This is a genomic window from Saccharomonospora sp. NPDC046836 (genome assembly GCF_040645195.1).
GTDB lineage: Bacteria > Actinomycetota > Actinomycetes > Mycobacteriales > Pseudonocardiaceae > Prauserella_A.
This window is the reverse complement of record NZ_JBEYXW010000047.1, coordinates 1-20,568: the sequence shown is the minus strand read 5'-3', so window position 1 is coordinate 20,568 and position 20,568 is coordinate 1. Positions and strand designations below refer to the sequence as shown.

The following is a 20,568-nucleotide window of genomic DNA, read 5'->3' as shown; positions in this document are numbered from 1 at the left end:
AAGAGAACGGATCCGCGTGAGCAGCGGCGAGAGCCGCTGGAGCGCACGCGGATGCCGTGGCGGCGAGTGGGCTCTAGTTCTCACTCCCGTCACCGGCCCCGGCCCGGTGCCGACTGATCGGTCACGGCTGCGGGTACCCGCGGTTCCGGCTGCGGCGCGTGGCTGAACATGACGTTGGACGCGGCGGCGCTTCGCCGTAGGGCCACCGCGGTCCCGGCGCTGTCGGTCCCCGCCCCCAGCGGAATGCCGACGTGGGTGCGCATTGCTGCCCTGCCGGATGCGGTGCCGCTGTTCCACTTCGCAGCGCGAAGGGCTGGCTCCAGTGCTCGACACTCGCGTAGACGGCCCCCAACGCCTGGCCGGCATCGGTGAGCACGTAAGGGTCTCCGTGCCGGGAGCCCGTCCGCGCGACCAGGTCATCGGCCTGAAGCCGGAGGAGTCGCTGCCGCGCGAGGCCGTTGTCCAGGCGGGCCGCCTCGGCAATGTGAACGAACCGCATCGGGCCGTCAGCCGAGTCGAGGGCCTGCATCACGGCAGTCGAGTGCCGAAGGTGCAGGCGGCGCAGCGCATCCTCGACACGCTCGGCTTCGGCCATCGGCTCCTGTGTCAGGTGGGTGCGGGACCAGTCCGACACCGTGCGGAGTACGGGGGCCAGAGACGTGCCGAGCGCCCTGAGTCGGTACGGCGCTCCCCGCCGGTCGTCATCGCGGATCACCAGTCCGTCAGCGTGCATCGTGGCCAGCCGTTTGCCGACGAACTGCTCGCTCACGAAGGGCAGCTGCGCAGCAACATCGCGGATGCGTATGGGGCCGTTCACCTGGGCCAGGGTCATCGCGGTCCAGGTGGTCCACTTGGGCCCGATCCGGGCGAGAGCCTCCTCGACGCGTTGGGCATCGATGGAAGCGATGGAGAAGGTGGGAGGCAGGCCGGGGGTGGGCATGGTGGCGTCCTTGTCGGGAGGGGGTCAGCGGGAGCGGGGGGCCGCGAGGGAGGTCCTGGCGACGAGCACGGCGGCTGAGTCGGCGAGCGCGCCTGACTTCGTCTGCGTGGTGGTGCGGCCGAGGGCGGCGGACACCCGTGACATCGTCGCGCGACCAGCACGCAGGGCGGCTTCGCCTTGCGAAGTGAGCGAGAGGAGCTGGCCGGGCCGATACACGTTCTCGGTGGTGTCCCGATGCAGCAGCCCGTCGGCGATCAGCCTCTGCACGGTCTGCGGGAAGACCGCCGGTTCCTGCCGCTGGGCCTTCTCCCGCGAGATGTACGGGTCCTCGCCGATCGCGTTGCGGCGAAAGCGAACGCCTCCGGCCGCAACGGCTTCGAGGGCTACCAGCCCGCGCTCCCCGGCGACGGCCCAGTCGTCGTCCCGGTCGGGCCTCGTCTTCTGGCCCTGCCCGCGGCTCTTGGTGGTCACGCGTTGAGCAGGCTCAGGCGCGGAAAGAAGCCGCCGGTAGTCGGACAGGGACTCGACGAGCTGGCTGTAGGCTCGGCCTTGCTGCGCCAGAACGTCTCCGAGTTCAGGGAGTGCGGTCCGCAGCAGCACGTGCGACACCTGGGTTCGGCCGAGTTCATCGCGACCGACGCCTTCGAGCAGCCGCTGAGCCCGCTGTACCGCGTCGAGCACGCTCTCGTGTCGCTCGTCCAACGCCGCTGCGGCTTCGATGACGCGCGTAGCGGCCTGGTGCAGCGGCTCCCCCGGACCATGCGCGAGGGCGGGCACGCTGACATCCCCGACACCAAGCACTTCGACGACGAGATAAGGCCCAGGGTGTGTGTCTGCGTCGTACGGGTTCACTCCGTCCCCTCCATCCGGGCGAGCAGAGAGCGGACCAGAGCCGGCAGGCTCCCGGGGTCGTCGCCGAGCCGTGGGCGGTCGCTCGCTTCGCGGAGGAGATCGGCGTCATCGAGCAGACCGCTGGAGATCTCCATGCAGGCGTCGGTGATCCGGGCGGCGGCGAGCAGCGACTGGGAGAGAACCTCGACGTAGTCGTCCGGCGCGAGACCGGCGGCTTCGGCTGCGTTGCGGACCGCCTCCAACTCAAGCGCGCTGAACGCGAAGCCGAACTCGTCGTCCCGCTCGGTTCCGCCGGACGCGGCGACGATCGGGGCGCAAGGCTCCGTAGGGATGCCCACGCGGGTACAGATCTCGTCGACCGAGGAGGTCAGCTCGGCGAACGACTCGGTGAGCCACCCCAGCGCGGAGGCGTAGGAGGCCAGAGCGAACAGGCCCGCCGAACCAGCGGGGCGTGGCTCGGCGGCCACGAAGCCCTCGAACCGGTCGTTCAGCCCGGTGATCACGCGGGGCCCAGCGGCCAGCGGACCCAAGACGGGATGCAGGTAGGAGCGGGCGGCAGCCGTCGGGTACTCGGCGGCAGGGATGCCGCCGACGTTCTGAGCGGCCTCGGTGAGGAGATCCGCCAGCTCTGAACGGGTCAGCGCAGTACGGTCGTTGGTCATCGCTGGGCGGCCTTTCGGGGGGCAGTGGCCGAGGGCGGCGCTATTGACGGGGCAGTCGCGCGGCCCGCTGTCGGACGTTCGGCGGTGAGCGTCGAGCGAGACCGGGCGGCCTGCACGCGGGCCTCCGTGGCGGAGTCCGGTCCGACCTCTTGCTGGGGGCCGGTACGCAGGTGGGCCGCGCGGTAGACCGCGTAGTCCTTACGGTTGCCAGCGGCTACGAGGTAGATCTCGCGCTTGTGAGTCGAGGTCGGTGGGGCCTGCCGGAACTGGATGACCAGCCGGTAGGCGACATCCGGGTCGACGTACACCTTGTGGAAGCCGGCGAGACGGCCCTTCAACGGCAGGCAGTCGTCGCTTCCGTGGACCAGGTTCTGAAGCTCCAGCAAAGCCAAGTCGCGTATTCCATCGGGAAGCTCTCGCAGGTCCACGATGGCGTCAGGGTGCGCGGCGAAGCCGAAGCGGGCGCGGCTCACAGCAGCCTCCCCTGGACCGGGCGCGGGAACGGTGCCGCCGCTGTCGCGCGGGGCGCGTGGAGACGGGCGTGCGGTGTCGGAGAGGTGCCGGCTGACCGGGAGAGGGCGACGCGGGATCGGACAGCACCGTTGTGGTCGCTGTACTCCGGAGGCTCGGGCAGCGGTTCGCTGCGCTTGTCGAGCCAGGTCTGGGCGACGGCGATGTCGGGGAAGGCGCCCTCGCGCATCGTGTACGTGGCGGCATCGTGGTTCCACTTCTCGTAGAAGAGGCGAACCGGTGCCTGGGTGGCCTGGGAGTCGCGGACGAGTGTCCACGCCTCGCTGGGGTCGTAGTCCGAGGTGTAGGTGTAGAGGACCTCGTAGCGGGTGCCCGACTTCTGGATCTGGTGTTCCACCTGGACGGTGAGGTCGTCGGCGGGCTCGATGAAGTCGCCACCGCGAAGTGCGAGCTGTTCGAGGGGGCAGTCGCGTTCTGCCAGCCAGTTCTGGGCGTAGGACACCGTGGCGTGGTGGCTCGTCTCGAACGTGAACGTGGACTGCCGCAGATCCCGAGCGACCGCGATCGCAACGAGCTGCGGCTCGCCGGGGATCCCCCACGTGACCGATCGGTCGTGGGCGAGGACGAAGCTGTGCGAACCGGCGGGCGTGGTGTGGTGTTGGGACAGCACCGTCAAGTCGCCAGCACGGAGAGCCTCCATCGCCTCCTCGGAGGCATCGTCGGTCGGCGAGAGGTCGTCGAGGTCGAAGTCGAGGGTGTCGATCACGCCGCCGCCTGCTCGGGCGCCGGGGTGGCCAGCACCCGGTGGTTGGGGCGAGTTGCGCTGGTCGTGCAGGCCGCGAAGGGTCCGTCGGGTGCACGTAGGTGCGCCAGGGTCTGGTCCAGATGGTCGCGGTGCCAGGTCGACGGACCGGACAGGCCGGCCTCCGTGTCGGTGAACTGCTGCCAAGCGAGCCAGAGTGCGTGGAGCCGGGCGACGGCCTCGGGGTGTTCGTGCCAGTGCGCGCACCAGGGACGGCTCGTGCTGATCTCCCGGCCGTACACCGGCAAGAAGAGGTGGTGCACCCAGTCGCTGAGGGCAGCGAGTTCGACGGCGTACGCCTCGCCGCCCAGGGCGAGGATGAACACCGAGGCGGGGCCGTCGGTCTTCTTGCCGTCAGCCGCCTCGGCTTCCGGAGCGCCGTCCGTCGACTGGCCGGCGACGGATTCGGGCTCGGAGCCGAGGCGGTCAAGGATGACGCCATGCTGCCTGACCTCGGCCATGGTCTTGGCGAGGGTGCTGGCGAGGTCGTCAAGGTCTGCGTCGGGGACGCGGTACGGCTCGGGGCCGGGGGAGGTCGGGCTGTTGTCGGCCATGTGGGTGTGCTCCATCTGTGAGACGGCGACATGCCCGAGAGGATCCGGAGAAACAGCGGTTTGGTCCGGCCGGAAGAACGCGGTAGTGGAGCGCTACGGGTCGGCGCGGTGGGGACAGTGGGGAAAGGGCGGTGCCAGCAAATGCAAGGCGCGCGCAGCCTGTTGTGGGACGACACCGTTGCCGAGCGCGGTGAGCTGCGCTGGACGGCCGACCCCCGGAGTCGCGGTGACCCAGCCGGCGTCGAGGCCCTGCATCCACTCCACGAAGTCCGAGCGGAGCCGACCGGCCGCGTCCGTGGGAGCCGGGGCAGGACGGGTGAGCCTCTCCCATCGGGTGATGGCGGATCCGTACGCTCCCCATCGCCGTTCCCCGCCCCTGCCCCCGGCGTCTCCTCCGCCCAGAGGGGCAGGACCACCGCCGACAAGGGAGGCCGCCATCCCTTCCCGGGATGCTGTTGGTTAATCCGGGCCCGTTTGCTTCGCCCCGTCGCTATGCGGCGGGGCGAAGTGCTGTCAGGTGGCTCGCTCGGGTTCGAGCGTGGAGTGTGCCGGTGAGCCAGGCGTCGATGCGGATGAGGTTGATCGCCGCGCCGGTGAGTTGGTGCTGGAGGCTTGTCTTCGCCATGCCCCGGTAGCGGGACCGGCGTAGGTCGCAGGCACGGACTCCTTGAGAGATCGTTCCCTCGACACCGGCACGGATCTTGTATCGGGCCTTCCACTCGTCGCCCTGCTGGAGTGCGCGGGCGTGTTGGAGGGCTTCGTACTCCTCGCGGGGACGCAGGTTGATCTCCCGGCGCTCGGCTCTGGGCGAGTTGACGCACTCCCGCAGTGCGGGGCACGACCGGCAGTCGGCCGGGGAGAACCGGACCCGGACGGTCGGATGTCCGGTCTTGGAGCGGCGCTGGTGCCACTGGGTGCTGGCCACCCCGGAGGGGCAGGTCACACGTTGATTGTCCCAGTCGATGGCGAAGGCTTCCTGCGCGTAGGCGGTGCGGGCATGCGGAGCGGTCGTCGGCCGCATCGGCCCGTGCAGGGCGACGCCATGGTCACGCCGTGCGGCGACCACGGCACCGGCGTTGGCATAGCCGGTGTCCACCCAGTGCTCGCCGGGCAGCAGGTCCCGCTCGGCCAGGCCGGCGTGGACGACAGCAGCCATCTGGGCATCCGTCACCGTGGCGACGGTGGTGCTCACGTTCGTGATCAGATGCACCGTGTCCGGATCACAGGTCTCGGTCACGTGGACCTTGTAGCCGTCCCAGCGCACCTCCCCCTTGGCCCCGCCGCGGGCCTCGGTGTCATACGGGCTGACCAGGCGCGTCGCACCCGGCGGCCGGTCTTTTGGGCCACGACGCGCCACCTCGCCATCGATCAGGTGGAAGTGCTGGACCCACACCTGCCGCAGGACCTCCAGCTCCGGCAGGGACCGCAGCCGTGGTGGGGCGTCGTCGGCCCAGGCCATCCGCAGCAAAAGCGTTCCGTCGTCGCCGATCCGCCGGTATACCTGATCCCGTTGGACGCGAGCCTTGGGAAAACGGGACTCCTCAGCACGGGTCGCATAATGCTTGAACCAGTCGGCTCTGGCGTTCTCGCCGACCCAGCCGGGCTCGACGCGGGCCGCCGCGTTCAGCGCCGCGCGCAAGGTCTCGGTGACCAGCTCCAGCTGGTTGATCTCACGAACCGCGGACAGCACATGCGTGGAGTCGGTCCGCGCGCTTGCTCCGGCAGTGATCAGCCCATGTCGCCGGGCTGCCGACAGCACCCCGTCCAGGAGTTCCCGACCCCCGTCCGCGCCGACCAGCCGGTCCCGGAACTCCGACAGCACCGAGTAGTCGAATCCCGTGTCCGTGAGTTCCAACCCGAGCGCGTATTTCCAGTCGATACGGGCCCGCACCGCCTCCGCGGCCTGCCGGTCGGTCAGCCCTTCCACGAACTGCAGCACCAACACCAGCGCCAGCCGACCCGGCGACCACGCCGGCCTGCCGCGCACACCGAACAGCGCCGCAAAATCCCCGTCCTGGAACATGACCCCAAGCTCGTCACGGACCCGGATCGCCAGACTGCCCTTCGGGAACGCGGCCAGCGCCACCCGCACTGTCTCCACCGGGATCTCGCCCGACCCACCCGACCGCATCGACACAGACACCCTCCCCAAACGACAACGTCGGCCCCCGAGAGACCAACGGGTCTCGGGGGCCGACGTCACGCAAGGGCCTGGATTAACCAACAGCATCCCTTCCCGGGTCGGCGGCCCGGGGTGCCCGTATCGCTGGCCCTCGGCGTGGGCAACAGAGACGCCGCCGCACTGGGCAGGGTCATGTCGCCATTGCCGTGCCGCTGGTTCGGCGAACCCTTGATCCCGTCCGACGCCTTCGGGGTCGGCAGCAGCAGCCACTCGACCTCGTCGGCCAGGTTCGGGCCGTGCCCCCCCGCTCTTCCGCTTCGACGGATGCTGCGAGCCGCCGTTCTTCCCGATGTTGCTGGTCGGCGTCTTCAGCAGGGTGCCCGGCGGGCCATGCGGCGAGGAAGGTCCGCTCGCGGCGGTGCGGGGCTCCGACGTCGGAGGCGCGAAGCACGATCCACTTCGCGTCGTACCCGAGGTCGGCCAGGGATCCGAGTACGGCACCGAGTGCCCGCAGAGCAGGCTGACCTGCGGTGTCTCCCAGACACCACGGACAGAGTTCCACGTCGCCAGGGGAACCGGCGGGGGAGGTGAGGAGGCCGCGCACATTCTCGATCACAACCAGGCAGGGTCGGAGGGCCTCGACCGCACGGGCGACGTGCAGCCAGAGCCCGGAGCGGGTCTGGGCGTTGAGTCCGGCCCGGCGGCCGGCGACCGAGACGTCTTTGACAGGGAAAGCCGGCCGTCAGGACGCACACCCGGGGCACGGTGGACCAGTCGACGGTCGTGATGTCGCCCAGGTTGGGGACGCCGGGCCAGTGGCGGGCCAGGATGCGCGAGGCGTTCGGATCGACCTCCGCGTGCCAGGCGAGCGTGCCGCCGAGGGCGGCCTGCACGCCCAGGTCAAGGCCGCCGTACCCGGAGCACACCGAGCCGATGGTGTGCGGCATCAGCGTCGTCCGAGAAGTCGGCGGAAGGAGGACAACGGTGCTTGGGGAAGCGATGAGGAGTCGGAGGGCTGCAGATCTGTCGTGGTCCGCAGCAGCGCGGCATTGGACCGGACTTGTACTTCTGCGGCGCGGGCTGCTGTGCGCAGGTCGGTCGCCGCGTGTTGCAGATTCGTTCGTGAGTATCGGAGCGTGTTGTCCAATCCTTCGGACGCGATCTCGCGGAAGCCGGGATCGCATCCGTCTGGGTCGGTGAGCTGGATGAGTAGGTGGCTGGCGTTGCCCAGGGCGGAGAGTGCCTCCCCTGTATTTTCCAGGGCGGCGGCGAGAGCCTCCGATGCTCGGCTCGTTTCTTGTATCCCTTGCTGCGCGAAGGCGGTGATGTGCTGTGCCGCTTCCGCGATGTGGCCAGCCAGTCGGAGGGTCGCGTGAGGGTCCGGCTGCTGGCACTGGTCGGCCGCTTGAGGAACCTCACTGGCGAGATCCTCCAACTGCTGTGCCGTGCGATGCAGGTAGTTGTTCGGGTGAGGGAGCTGGGACATGATCGTCTCCAAGGAGTCGTAACGGGCTTCTAGGTGCGGGAGGGCCGGCCAGGCGTGAACGGACGTGGCATCGGAAGCGGGATGTGGTCATCCGGCGTGTGAGGAGACGGTCCGAGCCGGGTGCTGCTGTTGGATGAGCCGAGATGAGACGTGCTGCGAGCGAGAGCGGCATGGGCCCGTCCGGCGGGTGGTGCAGTGGGGGCTGTTCGGGTTGGGGCGGAGTAGCCATTCGCGGTCTCCCAGCGGGTGCGCACCTCGTCGAGCGGGCCGAGCGCGTGCAGGGCGTGGTTGATCAGCCGGCCGGGGCCCAGGACCTCGTCCTGGGCCAGAGCCCGGATGGCACGCGCGGAGGCGGCTGCGGTGCGGGTGAGGGAGGAGCGCACTACCCGGTTCCCGAACCAGTCGGCGGTGCCAGGGATCATGCCCTCGCAGACGGCGGTCAGTTGCTCGCTCGACAGGGAGCCGTCGGCCAGGAGGCCGCGCCGCTGGGCCTCCCAGAGCAGGGTGATCCGGTCGATGGGTTCGCCGCGGTGGTGCAGTGCGCCCAGGCACCGGTAGAGCTGCCCGTGGGTCGGGTCGGCGAAGTCTCCCGGCCGTAGCCAGGCCACCACCTCCTCCATGGCCCCCGGCTGTTCGGTGAGGACGGCCAGGAGGAACCGCTCGTCCTCGGTGACCTGGTCGGATTGCGCCAACGGCGGGACGTCTGCGGCGGCACCGTGCGCAGTGGCGGGTGGGACCGGACGTGGATCGGTGCCCCAGCGCCGCGCTAGATCGGTGAGCACGCCGGTCAGGACGTCCGCCGTGTGCAGCGCTTCCTCGACCTCCCCCTGGGTGGCGTCGGCCCGCGCCGCCTGGTGGAGACGGATCGCGTGCTGGGCGACGGTGCGGTGAATCGCCCCCTCCAGCACCATGCGGCCGTACACCCGGGCGTGCTCGGTTCGGGGACACGCCTGGATCACGGTGTGGGCGTACGCCGCGGTAAGCCCTCGCACGTGCAGTCCGGCCTCGTCGACCGCGTCGGTCACCCACGACAGCGGCAACGGACCGTGAGTCGAGAGTGCGGGGTGGCCGTCGTTGCGGAGCTTGCGGAGCGCGCCGAACAGCGCCTGGTGGACGGGTCGATAGAAGTGGTCAGGGGCGAGCCACTCCAGGTGCGTGAGCTGGTCGGGGTCGAGGAACACGGCGCCGAGGACCGCCTGCTCGGCGCTCGTTAGCGGGTCCACAGACGGCCTCCTGGGTCAGGAGTGGAGGGCTCGACCTGCTGGATACGGAGGTTGGCGACTGCCCGGTCCGCAGCGGCCATCGCTTGGGCGAAGTCGTCCAGGACGGCGGTGAAGGCGGGATCGGAGGCTGGGACCGAGCCGGCTCCGCCATCCAGCCACCACTGGCCGCCCCGCAGAATGACCGGAGAGTGGGCCAACCGTCGGGGACGCGGTGTGGGCGCGCTCATGCCGACAGCCCCAGGTCGTCCTGGCCGATGCTCTTCGCGAGGGCCCGCTCGGTGATCGCCTTCGTGGCGCGAGCGGCGTCCGGCCCGATCACCTTGGCGGAGGGCTCCTTGTACCAGGGCTTGAGGTTGAGCATGGCGACCCGGATACCGGTGGCCAGCAGCAGCACCTTGCCCTTGGGCAAGGCACGGATGGCGTCCGGCGGCAGGATCCGCTCGGTGCGCATGCTTACCGAGGTGGACTTGCCGCCCTCGCTCCTCGACACCGAGGTGGTCTGGACATCGTGGTCACCGACCTGCCTGCTGAGGCGGTCGGCGAAGTCGGCATCGTCGATGCCTGATCCGATGATCTTGACGGTGGCGGCGGAGTACAGAGCGTCCATGCCTACCTCGCCCCAGCACCGCTGGCCCTGACGGTACGACTGCAAGATCGTCATCGGGATGACGCCCCGGCTGCCCAGGTGCGAGTACAGGTCGGGGAGATCCGAGATGCGGCACACGTTCGCCGCCTCGTCGAGGACGCACAGGGCGGGCGGGTCGAGTCGTCCGCCGGAGCGCTCGGCGACGATCACGGCCGCGCGCATCACGGCGTCGGCCGCCGCCGCGATGATCGCGCTCGCGCTGCCGCCGCCGTCCTTGCTCAGCAGGTACAGGGTGTCGCGGGAGGTGGCGAAGGCCAACGGCTGAAACTCAGGGAGGTCCTCGTTCGGGGTGACCCAGGCGGCGACGGCCGGGTCGAGCAGGCAGCTCGCGTACTGCCTCGCTGTCTCGTAGATGCCATCGCGCGTTTCGGTCGCGCCGGAGACGGTGCCCTGGAGCTGGGCGGCGACCGCGTGGTGGCCGGCGTCGGTGAGGAGGTCCACCGGGGTGCGGTCGGCCGGCATCGCGAGCCAGGCCAGGACGTCGGTGATCGGCCGCCGGTGGGACGCGGCGGCGAGGAAGAGGGCACCGAGGGTGTTGCTCGCGGCGGTGGACCAGAAGTCGGAGCCGCTGGACTCGTCCACGCTCGCGGTCACGAAGTGCCCCGCCAACCTCTTCGCCCCGGCGAGATCGCGGGCGTCAGCGAGGATGTCCCACCACATCTCGCGCGGGTGATGGGCGATCTGCTGCGGATCGAGGGTCCAGATCGTGCCGATCTCGGCGCGAGCGTCCACCGTAGCGGTGAAGGCGTCGTTCGCAGCCTTGTTACTGGTGAGCAGGACCGGACCCGGTGCCGAGAGGATCGCGGGGATCGCCAGCCCGGACGTCTTGCCGGAACGCGGGGCCATGATCGCGACGATCACGTCCTCCCAGGACGCGCGGACCTCCGCACGACCGGGATCGAGGGTGCCGAGCAGGATGCCGCGGTCAGCGGGCAGGACCTCTTTTACTCTCCCGGCCGCCCAGGGGCGGGCGCAGGCTCTTCGCCTTGGCGACGATCTCCTTGTCCAGCAGCGGCGCCAGGTCCGCCTTGCGGGCGAGGCCGGACTTGGACCCGGCACGCCAGCGCACCCACAGCACGGCAGCGGTGACGACCAGGGCAACGGTGAACAGGGCGGGGACGACGCGGGCGCCGACCATCAGCATGCTGGTGCTCAAGGACGGCCACAGCACCTCCGGGTGCAGCAGCGCTTCCGTGACGCGGAAGGGGGCCCATGTCCCGCTCCCGACGAGAACATTGGTGAGGTTTCCGGTCAGCCAGGCGAGGGAGCCGAAGGTTATGGCGGCGCCGAGGATGCCGAACAGGAGATAGAGGAGCGCGTCTGACCCGGTGGTGGTCGAGGGCGCGTTGGTGCGCGGGGATGCCACGGCGGTTCCTTGGGTGTGCGAGCGGGCGGGGGCGGGGCGCGCTCGGCTCTCGTGCAGCTCATGGGGATACTCCTGGGAGTGCGAAGCGGAGCGTTTCAGCGAGATCGCCCGACAGGACGCCATGCGGTCGGAGGCGGTGCGGTGGCCGGCGGACTGCCAGGCGACGGCGATGTTCCGGCGCGCGGCGAGGAGGCGCGGGCGGCCCGCTGCCGATCTGAATCGAAACTCCGGGGAGCAGACGGCGCAGGAGCAGCTTCGGCGCCGAGGACATCGCCGAGCAACTTCCGCCTGCGCAGGACGTTGACCATCTTGTGGTGCCGGGGGTCTGTGCGCTCCGCAGGACAGGCAGCAACACCGTCCTCGGCGACCTCCAACTGCTCACGGACGTCCTGGAGCATTCCGTAAGCGGCGGCCAGGTGCGTCCACGTCTCGAAAGCCGGGTTGTGGCGCGGGTCGTCGAAGTCGAGACGGGTGCGAGTCCAGTCGGCGGCAGAGGCGACGAGTTCAGTCAGCTCGGGCAGAGCCCCGACCAGTGCGCCGTTGACCTCCTCGATGATGCCGGCCACTTCATCGGGCGTGGCGTCCTCGTGGAGGCGAGAGATCATCCCGCGGACGGAGTACGGATCGGCGGAAGCACTGGGCAGGTGCCGGACCTGCAGCGGCTTGTCAGAGCCGGGTGCCACGCTGCGGTGGGCGAGCCGGATGTTGTGCTGCATGGCCGCACCGACGGCCTCACCGATGCTGGAGTAGTACTCGGGCATGCTGCCTCCTCGGGTGAGTGGTCCTGGACGTGGGGTGAGCGGGGGCGCGCGACGTACTGGCGGCCGCGAAGAGAGCGGCCGGGGTCAGCGTCGGGGGGCTGAGGCGCGCGGCGGGTGACCCGTCGTGGTGGGGGGCACCGTCTGGGAACCGGACGCCGAGGAGACCTTGGCCTGGTTCGCCGCAGGAGAAGTGGCCAGTGCGGCACCACGGTGATCACAGACAGTCCGTGCTGCGGAGTAACTCGCTGACGGGGTGCCGACGCGGCGTAGCTCGGCCTCGGAATCGACGAGTTCGGACTGGGCCGAGCTGACGAACTCCGAGGCGAAGCCGAACCGGTCAGCGAGCGCATACGCTTCGTCGTCCAAGTCGTTGACCTGTTCTCCCGCCGCTTCCAGAGCCTCCCGGACACGCTCCAGCGCACCGTGCTCGGGGTGAAGGAGGTGGTCAACTGCCCGCTGAAGGCTGGCTCCGTCTTCGGCCGCACGGATCTGGTCCGTGATGCTGAGAAGTTCGGCTCCGGCGGCGTAGGGCCCGAGGGCATGCACCGGAGGGCTCATCCGGGCCGTGGCGAGAGAGGGCGGAAGGGTGACGTCATAGCGAGCGGCTCGGAGCATCTCGGCCGCATGGCTGGCGATGGCGACCCGGTTGGCGAGGGGAGTGGTGGTGGGGAGCCGATGGCGTCGGCCGTGCCAGTCGTCGATCTGCTTGAAACCGGCGTGGCGGAGGAGCTGCGTGGAGAGGTCATCGGTCGCGCCCTTGGCGACGACGCTGCCGCTGAACTCGGACGTGATGGTGATCGAGGTAGGCACGGAAGTCTCCGGGGCAGAGGGGAGGGAAGGACCCGCTGGAGGTGGGCCAGTAGGTAGAGCGTCCGGCAAATCCGCGGTTTGGCCCGGCCGAGGATCACTGGTAGAGGCCGCACGGTGGCGGTGGCGGTAAGCCGGGTGCCTCGCCGCAGCAGGGCACCCGGTCGGTCAGAAGTAGGGGTTCTCTGTGGGTCGGTCGGCCCCGGTGGCGGCTCGGAGCAGTTCGGTGAGGTCCTCGGGCTCGGACGACCTCTGCTCTATCCACCACCCGGCGCGGGTCACCGCACGAGCGCTCTCCTCGATCCCCGCCCACTCCGCTTCGCTGGTCGTGCCTTCGGTGACCAGTGCGGTGTAGGCGTTGGCCAAAATCTGGTGACGGCAGCGCACGCCCCAGGGAATGGCCCGCTCGGTCCCCTCCAGGGGAGGCATCTGGTACTGCTCGGACCAGGCTTCGGACGCGGCCTGCTCCTCGGCGCGCTTCGCCTTGAGCCAGGCGGCCTTGTCCTGCTGGTCGCCCTCGTTCGAGGCGCGCCAGCAGTCGGTGCAGACCTGCCTGGCAAGCCATTCGGCGAAGCCGGCGCGGCGGTCGGCCGGTCGGTCGGACAGGTCGCGGTCGGCATGGTGACCGCAGATGTGGTCGATAGGCCAGATCGTCTTCACGGCCATGGGAGGGCCTCCTCAAGGAGTTGGATCAGCGGTCGCGGGAGTACGCGATGCGGGGGTCAACGGGCCGGACCGCCGCTGTGGTGACGGCGGACGCGGGGACCGGCGCCTTGCCCGGGAGACCGGCACGGGCCGGGCTGGCGGCGAGCGCGGCGGCGCTCATCGGAGACGCACGAGCGGGAACGTGGCCGCGCTCACGGTCGACGGTCGGCGTGGCAGCAGGGCGGGGCCGAGCCGTCACCTCTTGAGCGAGGCGAGGCTGTACTGCGACCTGGAGCCCCGAACGGTGCAGGGCCACCGTGGCGTCGGCGACTTTCCCCAGCGCCTCGACGCGATCGGTGGTCGCGGGGAGCGTGTAGATGTCCAGGCTCGAGTTGTGCCGCCAGCCGTCCTCCACCAGCGCCAGCCCGCTGAGGCCGGAGACACGGTCATCGAGGGCTGCGACGATGCCGAGCTGCGGGTGATCGGCGAAGGCGACATCGGGGTCACTGAGCGGACCGCGGTCGCGGACGGGTGTCGTGCCGGGCGCCAGCGCGGGGTCGAGTGCGGCGTCCACGTCGACCCGGTATCCGGCCTGGCGTAGCAGCGCGACTGCTCGGGTCGTACGGGCTTGTCCGTCACGGTTCTGGTCGGCCAGCGCGTACAACGTCGGCTGGTCGGGGACGGGATGGAAGTCGAATCCCTTGAGCATCCAGGTGCTGGCCGCGAGGTTCTTCGGGTTCGCGGCGACGATGCCGTAGAGGGGGTGGTGGCCGAAGGCCAGGTCGGGCAGCACGTCGTAGTGGCTGGGCATGGCAGATCCATCCGAGGCGGGTGCGGTTGCAGGTGCGGGCGACGGGCGGATCAGTTCTGGCGGTGCGGTACATGGAGGGCTCCTGGGCGGTGGTTGGTCAGCGGCCGAGGGCGGGTGAGGGTCGCGCAGGCGGCGGCGCGGCACGCGCGGGGGACTCCATCTGCGGACCGGTCGGGAGCACGTGTTGCCCGACCGACAGCGAAGGGGTGAGAGCGATACTCGCCCGAGATGGAGCGGAGGCGGGCGGGAGTACATTGCCGGCGCGCTCCTGGGCGGATGGTTCCTGCTCCTGGCGTGGCGGTACGCCAAGCTGGTCCAGGCGGGCGTCGACGGCGGTGAGGAGATCCGGCACGCTGCCGCCGTGGTACGCATGCGGACCGTCGGGCTCGGAGTCGTAGATCACTTCGTACACGGCAGGCTCGGTGGACCAGTGGCGGGTAGCCATCCAGCTCTCGGCGGGCTCGGGGGTCTGGGAGGGCGGCTCCTGCGGGGGCGAGATGATCAGCGAACTGCCGTCGGGAAGCTCGGCGTGGACGATGTAGTCGCTGAGGCCGTACTCGATGGTGCACTCCAGGCCGCGCTGCCTGAGCGCGGAACGGAGGGCGGCGTGATAGTGGCCCGGATCGGACGAGGAGGCGGGGGCCCAGCCACTGGTCCCGGCGAGGGCTTGCAGGCTTTCGTGGTGCATGAGGTTCTCCGTTGCCGAACGCCCCGGCCCGACGGCGCGAGCCGCCGGGAGCGTGGAGCTTGAAGGGGTGTGGTAGTCCATGAGGATCCGGTTGTCGGGCGGCATGGTGCTGCCGTGACTCCGTGCTACGGGTCACCGTGAGCGACCGGGGGTCGGCGGATGCGATGCCGGGGGGAACGGGGGTGAAGTGGGCGGCACGGCAGGGGTGTTGTGAGTGGACCGGGTCAGGGCGACGCGCGCCCGTTCGGTCTGCGCCAGCCGTTCGGTGTCCGCCCGGTGGACCAGGTATTCACCGACGCGCACCAAGGCCGCACCTTGGAGCCCAGTTCATGTGAGTAGTGCCAGCCTTCGGTGTTGCGGTGCTCCTCGGCACGCTCCTGGTAGAGGTGGAGCACGCTCGGCTGCGAACCGTCCATAAGGGCCATGACGCCGTCCCATTCGTGTCGCAGCTCCTGCGCCCGGAGCAGGGTGGTGTCGATCCCGCGCAGCCGGCGGAGGTCGTCACTGATCGGCCCCTCGACGTAGTAGGGGCCGTCGGCGGCGGCGCGGACCCCGGCCAGCACCTCGGGTCCGTGGTCGAGGAACACCTCGGCGTGCTTCCACGCTTCGGCGTCCCGCTTGACCTTCCCGTCCCCGTAGATCCTGTCGTCCAGCGGCCAGCCGTCCTCGTCGCAGAGCGAGTCCGAAACCGCGTCCCAGGCGTTGGACGCCTCGTTGATCCCGGCGGCGGCCGAGGCCAGTGCCGGGAGGTGCCGTCGCCACGCCAAAGGGTCGGTGGCCTGCGACGGCTGGTTGTCACTGGAGGAGGGAGGAGTAGAAGAAGCAGACATGATCGATTCCCGCTGCTGTGCTGGTCGTTGGGCTATGTCTCTACTCCCGCGGGTTCGATTCCCGCGGGCACGTTGTTGTGACCTGCAGGTGCAGGCCGGCGGGGGTTCACTCGACGGGATGAAGAATTTGTCGTTCCGTCGGGAATCCTGAAGCCCTGGCTGTATCTCTGACGTATGCGCCAGTTCTGTGAACCGAGCGGCCGATGACCCTTGCTGTCGTCCGCAACCTGGCCTCGGCCCGAGCTCTGCGTACGGCTGAGGAGGTTGAGGTCTTCGAGCAGGAGATCGTCGACCAGTACGCCTTGGCGATGGCCGCTGCCGGTCTGACCGATGGCTACATCGGGAGTAGTCGGTCGGTGGTGATCGACTTCGCGCGAACCCTGTCGGGTCCGCTGTGGACGGCTACCTGCGACGACGCGGACCGGTTCCTGGCGAGCCTCCGGCGTCTGGGCAACACGGCCAACACCCGTGCTGGCAAGGCCGGTACGGTGGCACAGTTCTTCGACTTCGTGATCAGTCGCTACCAGGGCGACATCCATGCGCTGACGGGGTACGTCCTCGAGCAGCCGATCGACGAATTCAACCGGCCTCCGGGCCGGGCGGCAGGGGAACTGCGGATCCCTCCGTCCGACACCGAAGTCGATGTGCTCTTCCGCCAGTGGGGCGCGAGCATTCCCGAGACGCGCAAGTACCTGCCTGCGGCCCGGAACTACTTCGCCGCCTCGCTCTGGCGACGGCTGGGCCTGCGGATTAACGAGACGGTCATGCTCGACATCCGCGACTGGCGTCCTGACCTGGGTGAGTTCGGGAAGCTGCATGTCCGGTTCGGCAAGGGCAGCAGAGGTCGCGGTCCCAAGCCCCGGCTGGTCCCCGCCATCAACGGCGCGGATCAGTTGATCGACTGGTGGCTTGCAGAGGTCCGCCATCAGTTCGGGGCTGACTGGTCGGATCCGGACGCGCCGATGCTGCCCAGTGAGCGTCACGATGAGCTGCTTAACCGGTGCGCGCGGGTCGGCGACGACGCCCTGCGTCAGGCACTCACGGCCCAGACGAAGCTGTGGCTCCCGGCGTGGGCGGGACGCCTGACTCCCCACGTTCTTCGGCACTACTGCGCCTCCTCTCTGTACGGCTACGGCATGGATCTCAAGGCGCTTCAGGAGCTGCTCGGGCACGAATGGCTGTCCACCACGACCCGCTACATCCACGTGCGCAGTGAGCACATCGAACGGGCTTGGACACAGGCCAATCAGCGGCTCGAAGCTCGATTCGGAATGGAGGTGTGACCCCGTGCGCTGGAATCTGCGGATGAAGGCAGCCGAGCGCGGCATCTGGAAGTCCACGGACATGCGCCGCCAACTTGCCGAGGCCGGACTGGAGATCAGCGCGGGAAAGATGTCGGCGCTGTGGACCGGCACCCCGACCACGATCCGCCTCGATGACCTGGACGTGATCTGTGCCGTCCTCGACTGCGACCCCACCGCGCTGCTGATCCGAGAACCCGACAAGGTCGCCGCCCGCCGCCCCCAGCCGCAGCAGGCAGCATCCGCCACGTCTGACACTCCCGTGGTGGTTACACCACGGTTCGGACGCCCTCGATCGGAACCGCCCCTGTGAGCACCCCGCCGCCTCCGAAGTGCGCGATCTGCCAGGTCAACCGGATCGCGTGGACCAAACCGCGGATGGAGTTCTGCTACGAGTGCCTGCCCGGAGGTCCGGTCGCGCCACCTCCATGCCGAAGCTGCGGCTCCCACGACCGGTACTTCAGCCAGGGTCAGTGCGACTCCTGCCACCCCGGCGCCCCGATGCATCCCGGGTCGTGCCGTAGCTGCCTGGCCTGGGGTGTCCACCGTGCCCACAGCTGGTACTGCTGGAGCTGCCGCTGGTGGGCGACCCACTATCCGACGGCCGAATGCATGGTGTGCGGCTTCCACACCACGATCGGCGATGCCGGCACGTGTCGCCTGTGCAGTGTGGAAGGCCGCCGCGTGAAGGAACCAGGCCGAGCGGTCGACCTTGCAGCGGTGAGTCGCAATGGTCAGCAGCTCTACCTGGCCAACCTGCATCACACCTATGTGCCGCGCGGCAAGCGGCATCGCTCGCAAGGCGAACCGACAGATGCCGTGCCCCTTCAACGCCGCCGCAACGTAGTTCAGTTCGCTCCGTTGCTCTGGAGGCAACTGCTGTTGTTCCGCATGCCGCCGAATCAGGGAGCCCTGAAGCGACGCATCGCCGTCCCCGACACTGAGATGTTGGCCTACTGCGATTCCGTCCTGCGGGACCACGCCGCTCGGCACGGCTGGAGCAAGAAGCTCACCAACGAGGTCAAACGCTCCCTCAAACTTCTGCACGCCCTCCAGGACACCCCCGGGGCGAAGATCCACGCCAGTGACGTCCTCGAACTGCCACGGATCGGCGGCACCGCGCTCTCGACCCTGGAGATCCTGGCCGCGGCCGACATGCTCATCGACGACCGCACGCTGGCCGTACGGCACTATTTCGCCAAGCACACCGTCGATCTGCCTCCGACGATGGTCAGCCAGCTTGAAACGTGGCTCGACGTCATGATCGAAGGCAGCCGACAGACTCCCCGAAGACGTGCACGGCACCCGCAGACCGCGCACCTGCACATCCTGGGCATGAGCCCCATCCTGCGAACGTGGGCGGAATCGGGGCGCCAGTCCCTGGCGGAGGTTAGCCGCAAGGACTTCGTCGCTGCTCTCCCGGCAAATGGGGCGCACCGCAACTTCGCCGAGCAAGGCTTCCGCTCGCTGTTCAGGGTCCTCAAGGCCCGAAAGATGATCTTTACTGACCCGACGCGTGGACTCCCCATCACCCCCGTCAACGCCACGGTGCCCCTCCCGTTGGACAGCGAGGCCATCCGCAAGGCACTCAACTCGCCAGACCCCGCCGTGGCTCTGGCCGTCTCCCTCGTCGCCTTCCACGCGGTGACCGGCCCGCAGCTGGCGGCGATGCAGCTGACCGACATCCAGGACGGGCGCTTCACCCTGCAGGACCGAACGATCCCTCTGGCCGGTCCGGTCCTGACCCGCTTGGCCGCCTACCTCGACCACCGATCGAAGACCTGGCCAGCGACGCTCAATGCGCACCTCTTCATCAACCGGAAGACCGCACCGCGAACAACCCCGGTGAGCCGCAACTTTCCCTGGATCGCAGCCCAGTTGAAGCCGCAGGCTCTGCGGGAAGACCGCATCCTGCAGGAGATCCACGCCACCGGCGGGGACGTCCGACGCATCTGTGATCTCTTCGGACTCTCGATCACCGCCGCACTCCGGTACGCCAGCACCCTCGAACACCCGGATTTGGCCGACGGCGAGGCCGGCACCCACCGCGCGAGGTAGGACGGGCACCCGAATGTGATCCCCAGGGAGCCCCCTGCGATCGTAGGTCTCATGGGCGAACTGGTTGAGCGAGTCGATGAGCAAGACCACGTCGTGGCGGTCGTCGACCGTGGAGAGGCGATTCGGCAGAGCTGGCTGCACCGCATCGCGACGATCGTCTGCCGGGACGGCGACGGACGGATCCTCGTACACCGCCGCCCAGATGATGATTCCCGCTTCCCGGGACAGCTCAACTGGATGCTCGGTGGCGCCGCCGACGTCGGCGAGACGTACGAGGAGGCCGCGGCCAGAGAACTGGCAGAGGAGCTCGGGGTCCACGCTGATCCCCGCTTCATACTCAAGTTCCTGTGCGACGGCGTGATCAGCCCCTACTGGCTGGGCCTTCATGAAGTCGTGATCACAGGGCCGGTTCAGCCCGACCCCAGGGAAGTCGCCTGGTGCGACTGGCTGACCGAGCCCGAACTCGAAGAGATCGTCCGACGCCCCGAGTTCGTCCCGGATGCCCGCGAGGCATTCAACCGATATCGGGCCCCGGGGACTCCAAGTCACCCCTTCGGTTAGGCTCGTCATCGCTCAACCACCCTTCGGTTCACGGGGATCAGGACGTCGGTATTCGTGAACTCACGGGGTTTTGCCGCCATGCGGGCGTCGGTGTCGAACAGCTCCCGCTCGGCCGGATGAAGGATGTGCTGGGTGATGAACGAGCGGCCGGCGACCTTCCACAGTCCCCGGCCTTTGGTCAGGGCGGACACAGCCTGGGTCTCGACGCCGGTCAGGCCGAGCAGCGACGCGGCGGCGGCGAGCTGGTCGGGCTCCTGGCGGTAGATGATGCGCGTGGAACAGTCGGCCAGCAGGCCCTCGGCCAGGACTCGGCCGCGCGAGCCGACGTCGCCCGCCGAGAGCAGGTCCGACAACCGGTGGATCACCATCAGGTTCGCGATGCCCAGCCCCCGGGAGAGCTTCCACTGGCTCTGCATCCGCTCCAGCAGCCCGACGTGCCGCATCAACCTCCACGCCTCGTCGTAGATCACCCACCGACGTCCGCCGTCGGGGTCGGACAAGGCTGACTCCATCCACGCGCTCGCACACGTCATCGCGAGCACCAAAGCCGTGTCGTCACCGGAGCCGCCGAGACGGGAAAGGTCGATGGACAGCATCGGTGTGCTCGGGTCGAACGACACGGTGCTCGGCGCGTCGAACATGCCGCTCAAATCGCCGTGCACGAGACGCCGCAGGGCGTGCGCGAGGTCCTGGGCGGCCGAACCGAGGTGCCCCGCTTGGTGGCCGAGGGCCTGGTCAAGACGCTCGGGGGAGCCGAGTACGTGCGCGATCTCGCCGAGCAGCGGCACCGTGCCCCGGGCGGCGGCGTCAGCGACGACCAGGTCCAGGGTCAGGTCGAGGGCGGTGTGCTCCATCGGCAGCAGATCGCGCTTCAGCACGGTGCGGGCAAGGCCGGCCAGCAGCAGCAGGCGCCGCTTGCGAACCTCTGTAAGCCAGTCCTCCTCGCTTACGGAGGCGGGCCGGGCCGGGGCGTCCAGCGGGT

Annotated in this window: 21 protein-coding genes and 3 pseudogenes; 4 read left to right on the top strand and 20 right to left on the bottom strand. The window is 69.3% G+C overall.

The features are described from left to right. Positions 1–121: 121 nt before the first annotated feature. The 19 genes and pseudogenes from ABZ863_RS31765 to ABZ863_RS31675 form a co-directional block, all read right to left on the bottom strand. Positions 122–940 (bottom strand): winged helix-turn-helix transcriptional regulator, encoded by an 819-nt coding sequence (locus ABZ863_RS31765; RefSeq protein ID WP_358288845.1) that lies wholly within the window; start codon positions 938–940, stop codon positions 122–124. A gap of 24 nt (positions 941–964) precedes the next feature. Beyond that, complete coding sequence (locus tag ABZ863_RS31760) at positions 965–1,792, bottom strand: large ATP-binding protein (protein WP_358288848.1); 828 nt, start codon at positions 1,790–1,792, stop codon at positions 965–967. Further along, a complete protein-coding gene (locus ABZ863_RS31755; RefSeq protein WP_358288850.1) occupies positions 1,789–2,454 on the bottom strand; it encodes a hypothetical protein in 666 nt (221 codons plus the stop codon). Before ABZ863_RS31755 ends, ABZ863_RS31760 begins: the two co-directional genes overlap by 4 nt. Further along, positions 2,451–2,927, bottom strand: coding sequence for a hypothetical protein (locus tag ABZ863_RS31750; protein ID WP_358288853.1), 477 nt, complete (start codon positions 2,925–2,927; stop codon positions 2,451–2,453). Before ABZ863_RS31750 ends, ABZ863_RS31755 begins: the two co-directional genes overlap by 4 nt. Next, on the bottom strand, positions 2,924–3,691 hold the full coding sequence (locus tag ABZ863_RS31745; protein WP_358288856.1) for a glycosyl hydrolase: 768 nt from the start codon (positions 3,689–3,691) through the stop codon (positions 2,924–2,926). The genes ABZ863_RS31750 and ABZ863_RS31745 overlap by 4 nt, the downstream gene beginning before the upstream one ends. After that, positions 3,688–4,281 carry a DUF4913 domain-containing protein gene (locus ABZ863_RS31740; RefSeq protein ID WP_358288859.1) on the bottom strand — a complete coding sequence of 198 codons (594 nt, stop codon included), beginning with the start codon at positions 4,279–4,281 and terminating at the stop codon, positions 3,688–3,690. The genes ABZ863_RS31745 and ABZ863_RS31740 overlap by 4 nt, the downstream gene beginning before the upstream one ends. Before the next feature lie 490 nt (positions 4,282–4,771). Continuing rightward, on the bottom strand, positions 4,772–6,418 hold the full coding sequence (locus ABZ863_RS31735; RefSeq protein ID WP_358288862.1) for an IS1182 family transposase: 1,647 nt from the start codon (positions 6,416–6,418) through the stop codon (positions 4,772–4,774). Positions 6,419–6,593: 175 nt separating this feature from the next. Further along, positions 6,594–7,076, bottom strand: a pseudogene (locus ABZ863_RS31730) (DNA cytosine methyltransferase); the annotation flags it as partial. A gap of 121 nt (positions 7,077–7,197) precedes the next feature. Then, positions 7,198–7,350, bottom strand: a pseudogene (locus ABZ863_RS31725) (DNA cytosine methyltransferase); the annotation flags it as partial. Then, positions 7,350–7,889, bottom strand: coding sequence for a hypothetical protein (locus ABZ863_RS31720; RefSeq protein WP_358288865.1), 540 nt, complete (start codon positions 7,887–7,889; stop codon positions 7,350–7,352). The pseudogene ABZ863_RS31725 and the gene ABZ863_RS31720, both read right to left, overlap by 1 nt. A gap of 29 nt (positions 7,890–7,918) precedes the next feature. Next, a complete protein-coding gene (locus tag ABZ863_RS31715; RefSeq protein ID WP_358288868.1) occupies positions 7,919–9,112 on the bottom strand; it encodes a DnaB-like helicase N-terminal domain-containing protein in 1,194 nt (397 codons plus the stop codon). Between the two features lie 223 nt (positions 9,113–9,335). Beyond that, a complete protein-coding gene (locus ABZ863_RS31710; protein ID WP_358288871.1) occupies positions 9,336–10,604 on the bottom strand; it encodes a TraM recognition domain-containing protein in 1,269 nt (422 codons plus the stop codon). Between the two features lie 79 nt (positions 10,605–10,683). Further along, positions 10,684–11,124 (bottom strand): hypothetical protein, encoded by a 441-nt coding sequence (locus ABZ863_RS31705; protein ID WP_358543099.1) that lies wholly within the window; start codon positions 11,122–11,124, stop codon positions 10,684–10,686. A 95-nt stretch (positions 11,125–11,219) separates the two neighbouring features. Then, entirely contained in the window at positions 11,220–11,885 is a 666-nt protein-coding gene (locus tag ABZ863_RS31700; RefSeq protein WP_358288877.1) for a hypothetical protein, read from the bottom strand. A gap of 84 nt (positions 11,886–11,969) precedes the next feature. Next, positions 11,970–12,695, bottom strand: a complete 726-nt coding sequence (locus ABZ863_RS31695; protein ID WP_358543096.1) for a hypothetical protein — start codon at positions 12,693–12,695, stop codon at positions 11,970–11,972. A gap of 165 nt (positions 12,696–12,860) precedes the next feature. Beyond that, positions 12,861–13,358 carry a hypothetical protein gene (locus tag ABZ863_RS31690; RefSeq protein WP_358288883.1) on the bottom strand — a complete coding sequence of 166 codons (498 nt, stop codon included), beginning with the start codon at positions 13,356–13,358 and terminating at the stop codon, positions 12,861–12,863. Between the two features lie 25 nt (positions 13,359–13,383). Next, positions 13,384–14,148, bottom strand: coding sequence for a hypothetical protein (locus ABZ863_RS31685; protein WP_358543093.1), 765 nt, complete (start codon positions 14,146–14,148; stop codon positions 13,384–13,386). A 97-nt stretch (positions 14,149–14,245) separates the two neighbouring features. Beyond that, positions 14,246–14,836 carry a hypothetical protein gene (locus ABZ863_RS31680; protein ID WP_358288889.1) on the bottom strand — a complete coding sequence of 197 codons (591 nt, stop codon included), beginning with the start codon at positions 14,834–14,836 and terminating at the stop codon, positions 14,246–14,248. Between the two features lie 224 nt (positions 14,837–15,060). Further along, positions 15,061–15,666, bottom strand: coding sequence for a hypothetical protein (locus tag ABZ863_RS31675; protein WP_358543090.1), 606 nt, complete (start codon positions 15,664–15,666; stop codon positions 15,061–15,063). A gap of 203 nt (positions 15,667–15,869) precedes the next feature. Here ABZ863_RS31675 and ABZ863_RS31670 point away from each other — a divergent pair, with 203 nt between their 5' ends. The 4 genes from ABZ863_RS31670 (at position 15,870) to ABZ863_RS31655 (ending at position 19,586) form a co-directional block, all read left to right on the top strand. Next, positions 15,870–16,949: a tyrosine-type recombinase/integrase gene (locus ABZ863_RS31670; protein ID WP_358197000.1), complete on the top strand. Its 1,080-nt coding sequence runs from the start codon at positions 15,870–15,872 to the stop codon at positions 16,947–16,949. Positions 16,950–16,953: 4 nt separating this feature from the next. Further along, entirely contained in the window at positions 16,954–17,280 is a 327-nt protein-coding gene (locus ABZ863_RS31665) for a helix-turn-helix transcriptional regulator (RefSeq protein ID WP_358197001.1), read from the top strand. 299 nt (positions 17,281–17,579) lie between these two features. Continuing rightward, positions 17,580–19,025, top strand: coding sequence for a hypothetical protein (locus ABZ863_RS31660; protein WP_358197003.1), 1,446 nt, complete (start codon positions 17,580–17,582; stop codon positions 19,023–19,025). Positions 19,026–19,076: 51 nt separating this feature from the next. After that, positions 19,077–19,586 carry an NUDIX domain-containing protein gene (locus ABZ863_RS31655; RefSeq protein WP_358197005.1) on the top strand — a complete coding sequence of 170 codons (510 nt, stop codon included), beginning with the start codon at positions 19,077–19,079 and terminating at the stop codon, positions 19,584–19,586. Positions 19,587–19,591: 5 nt separating this feature from the next. Here the strand turns inward: ABZ863_RS31655 and ABZ863_RS31650 are convergent. After that, positions 19,592–20,568 (bottom strand): annotated as a pseudogene (locus ABZ863_RS31650) (ATP-binding protein); the annotation flags it as partial.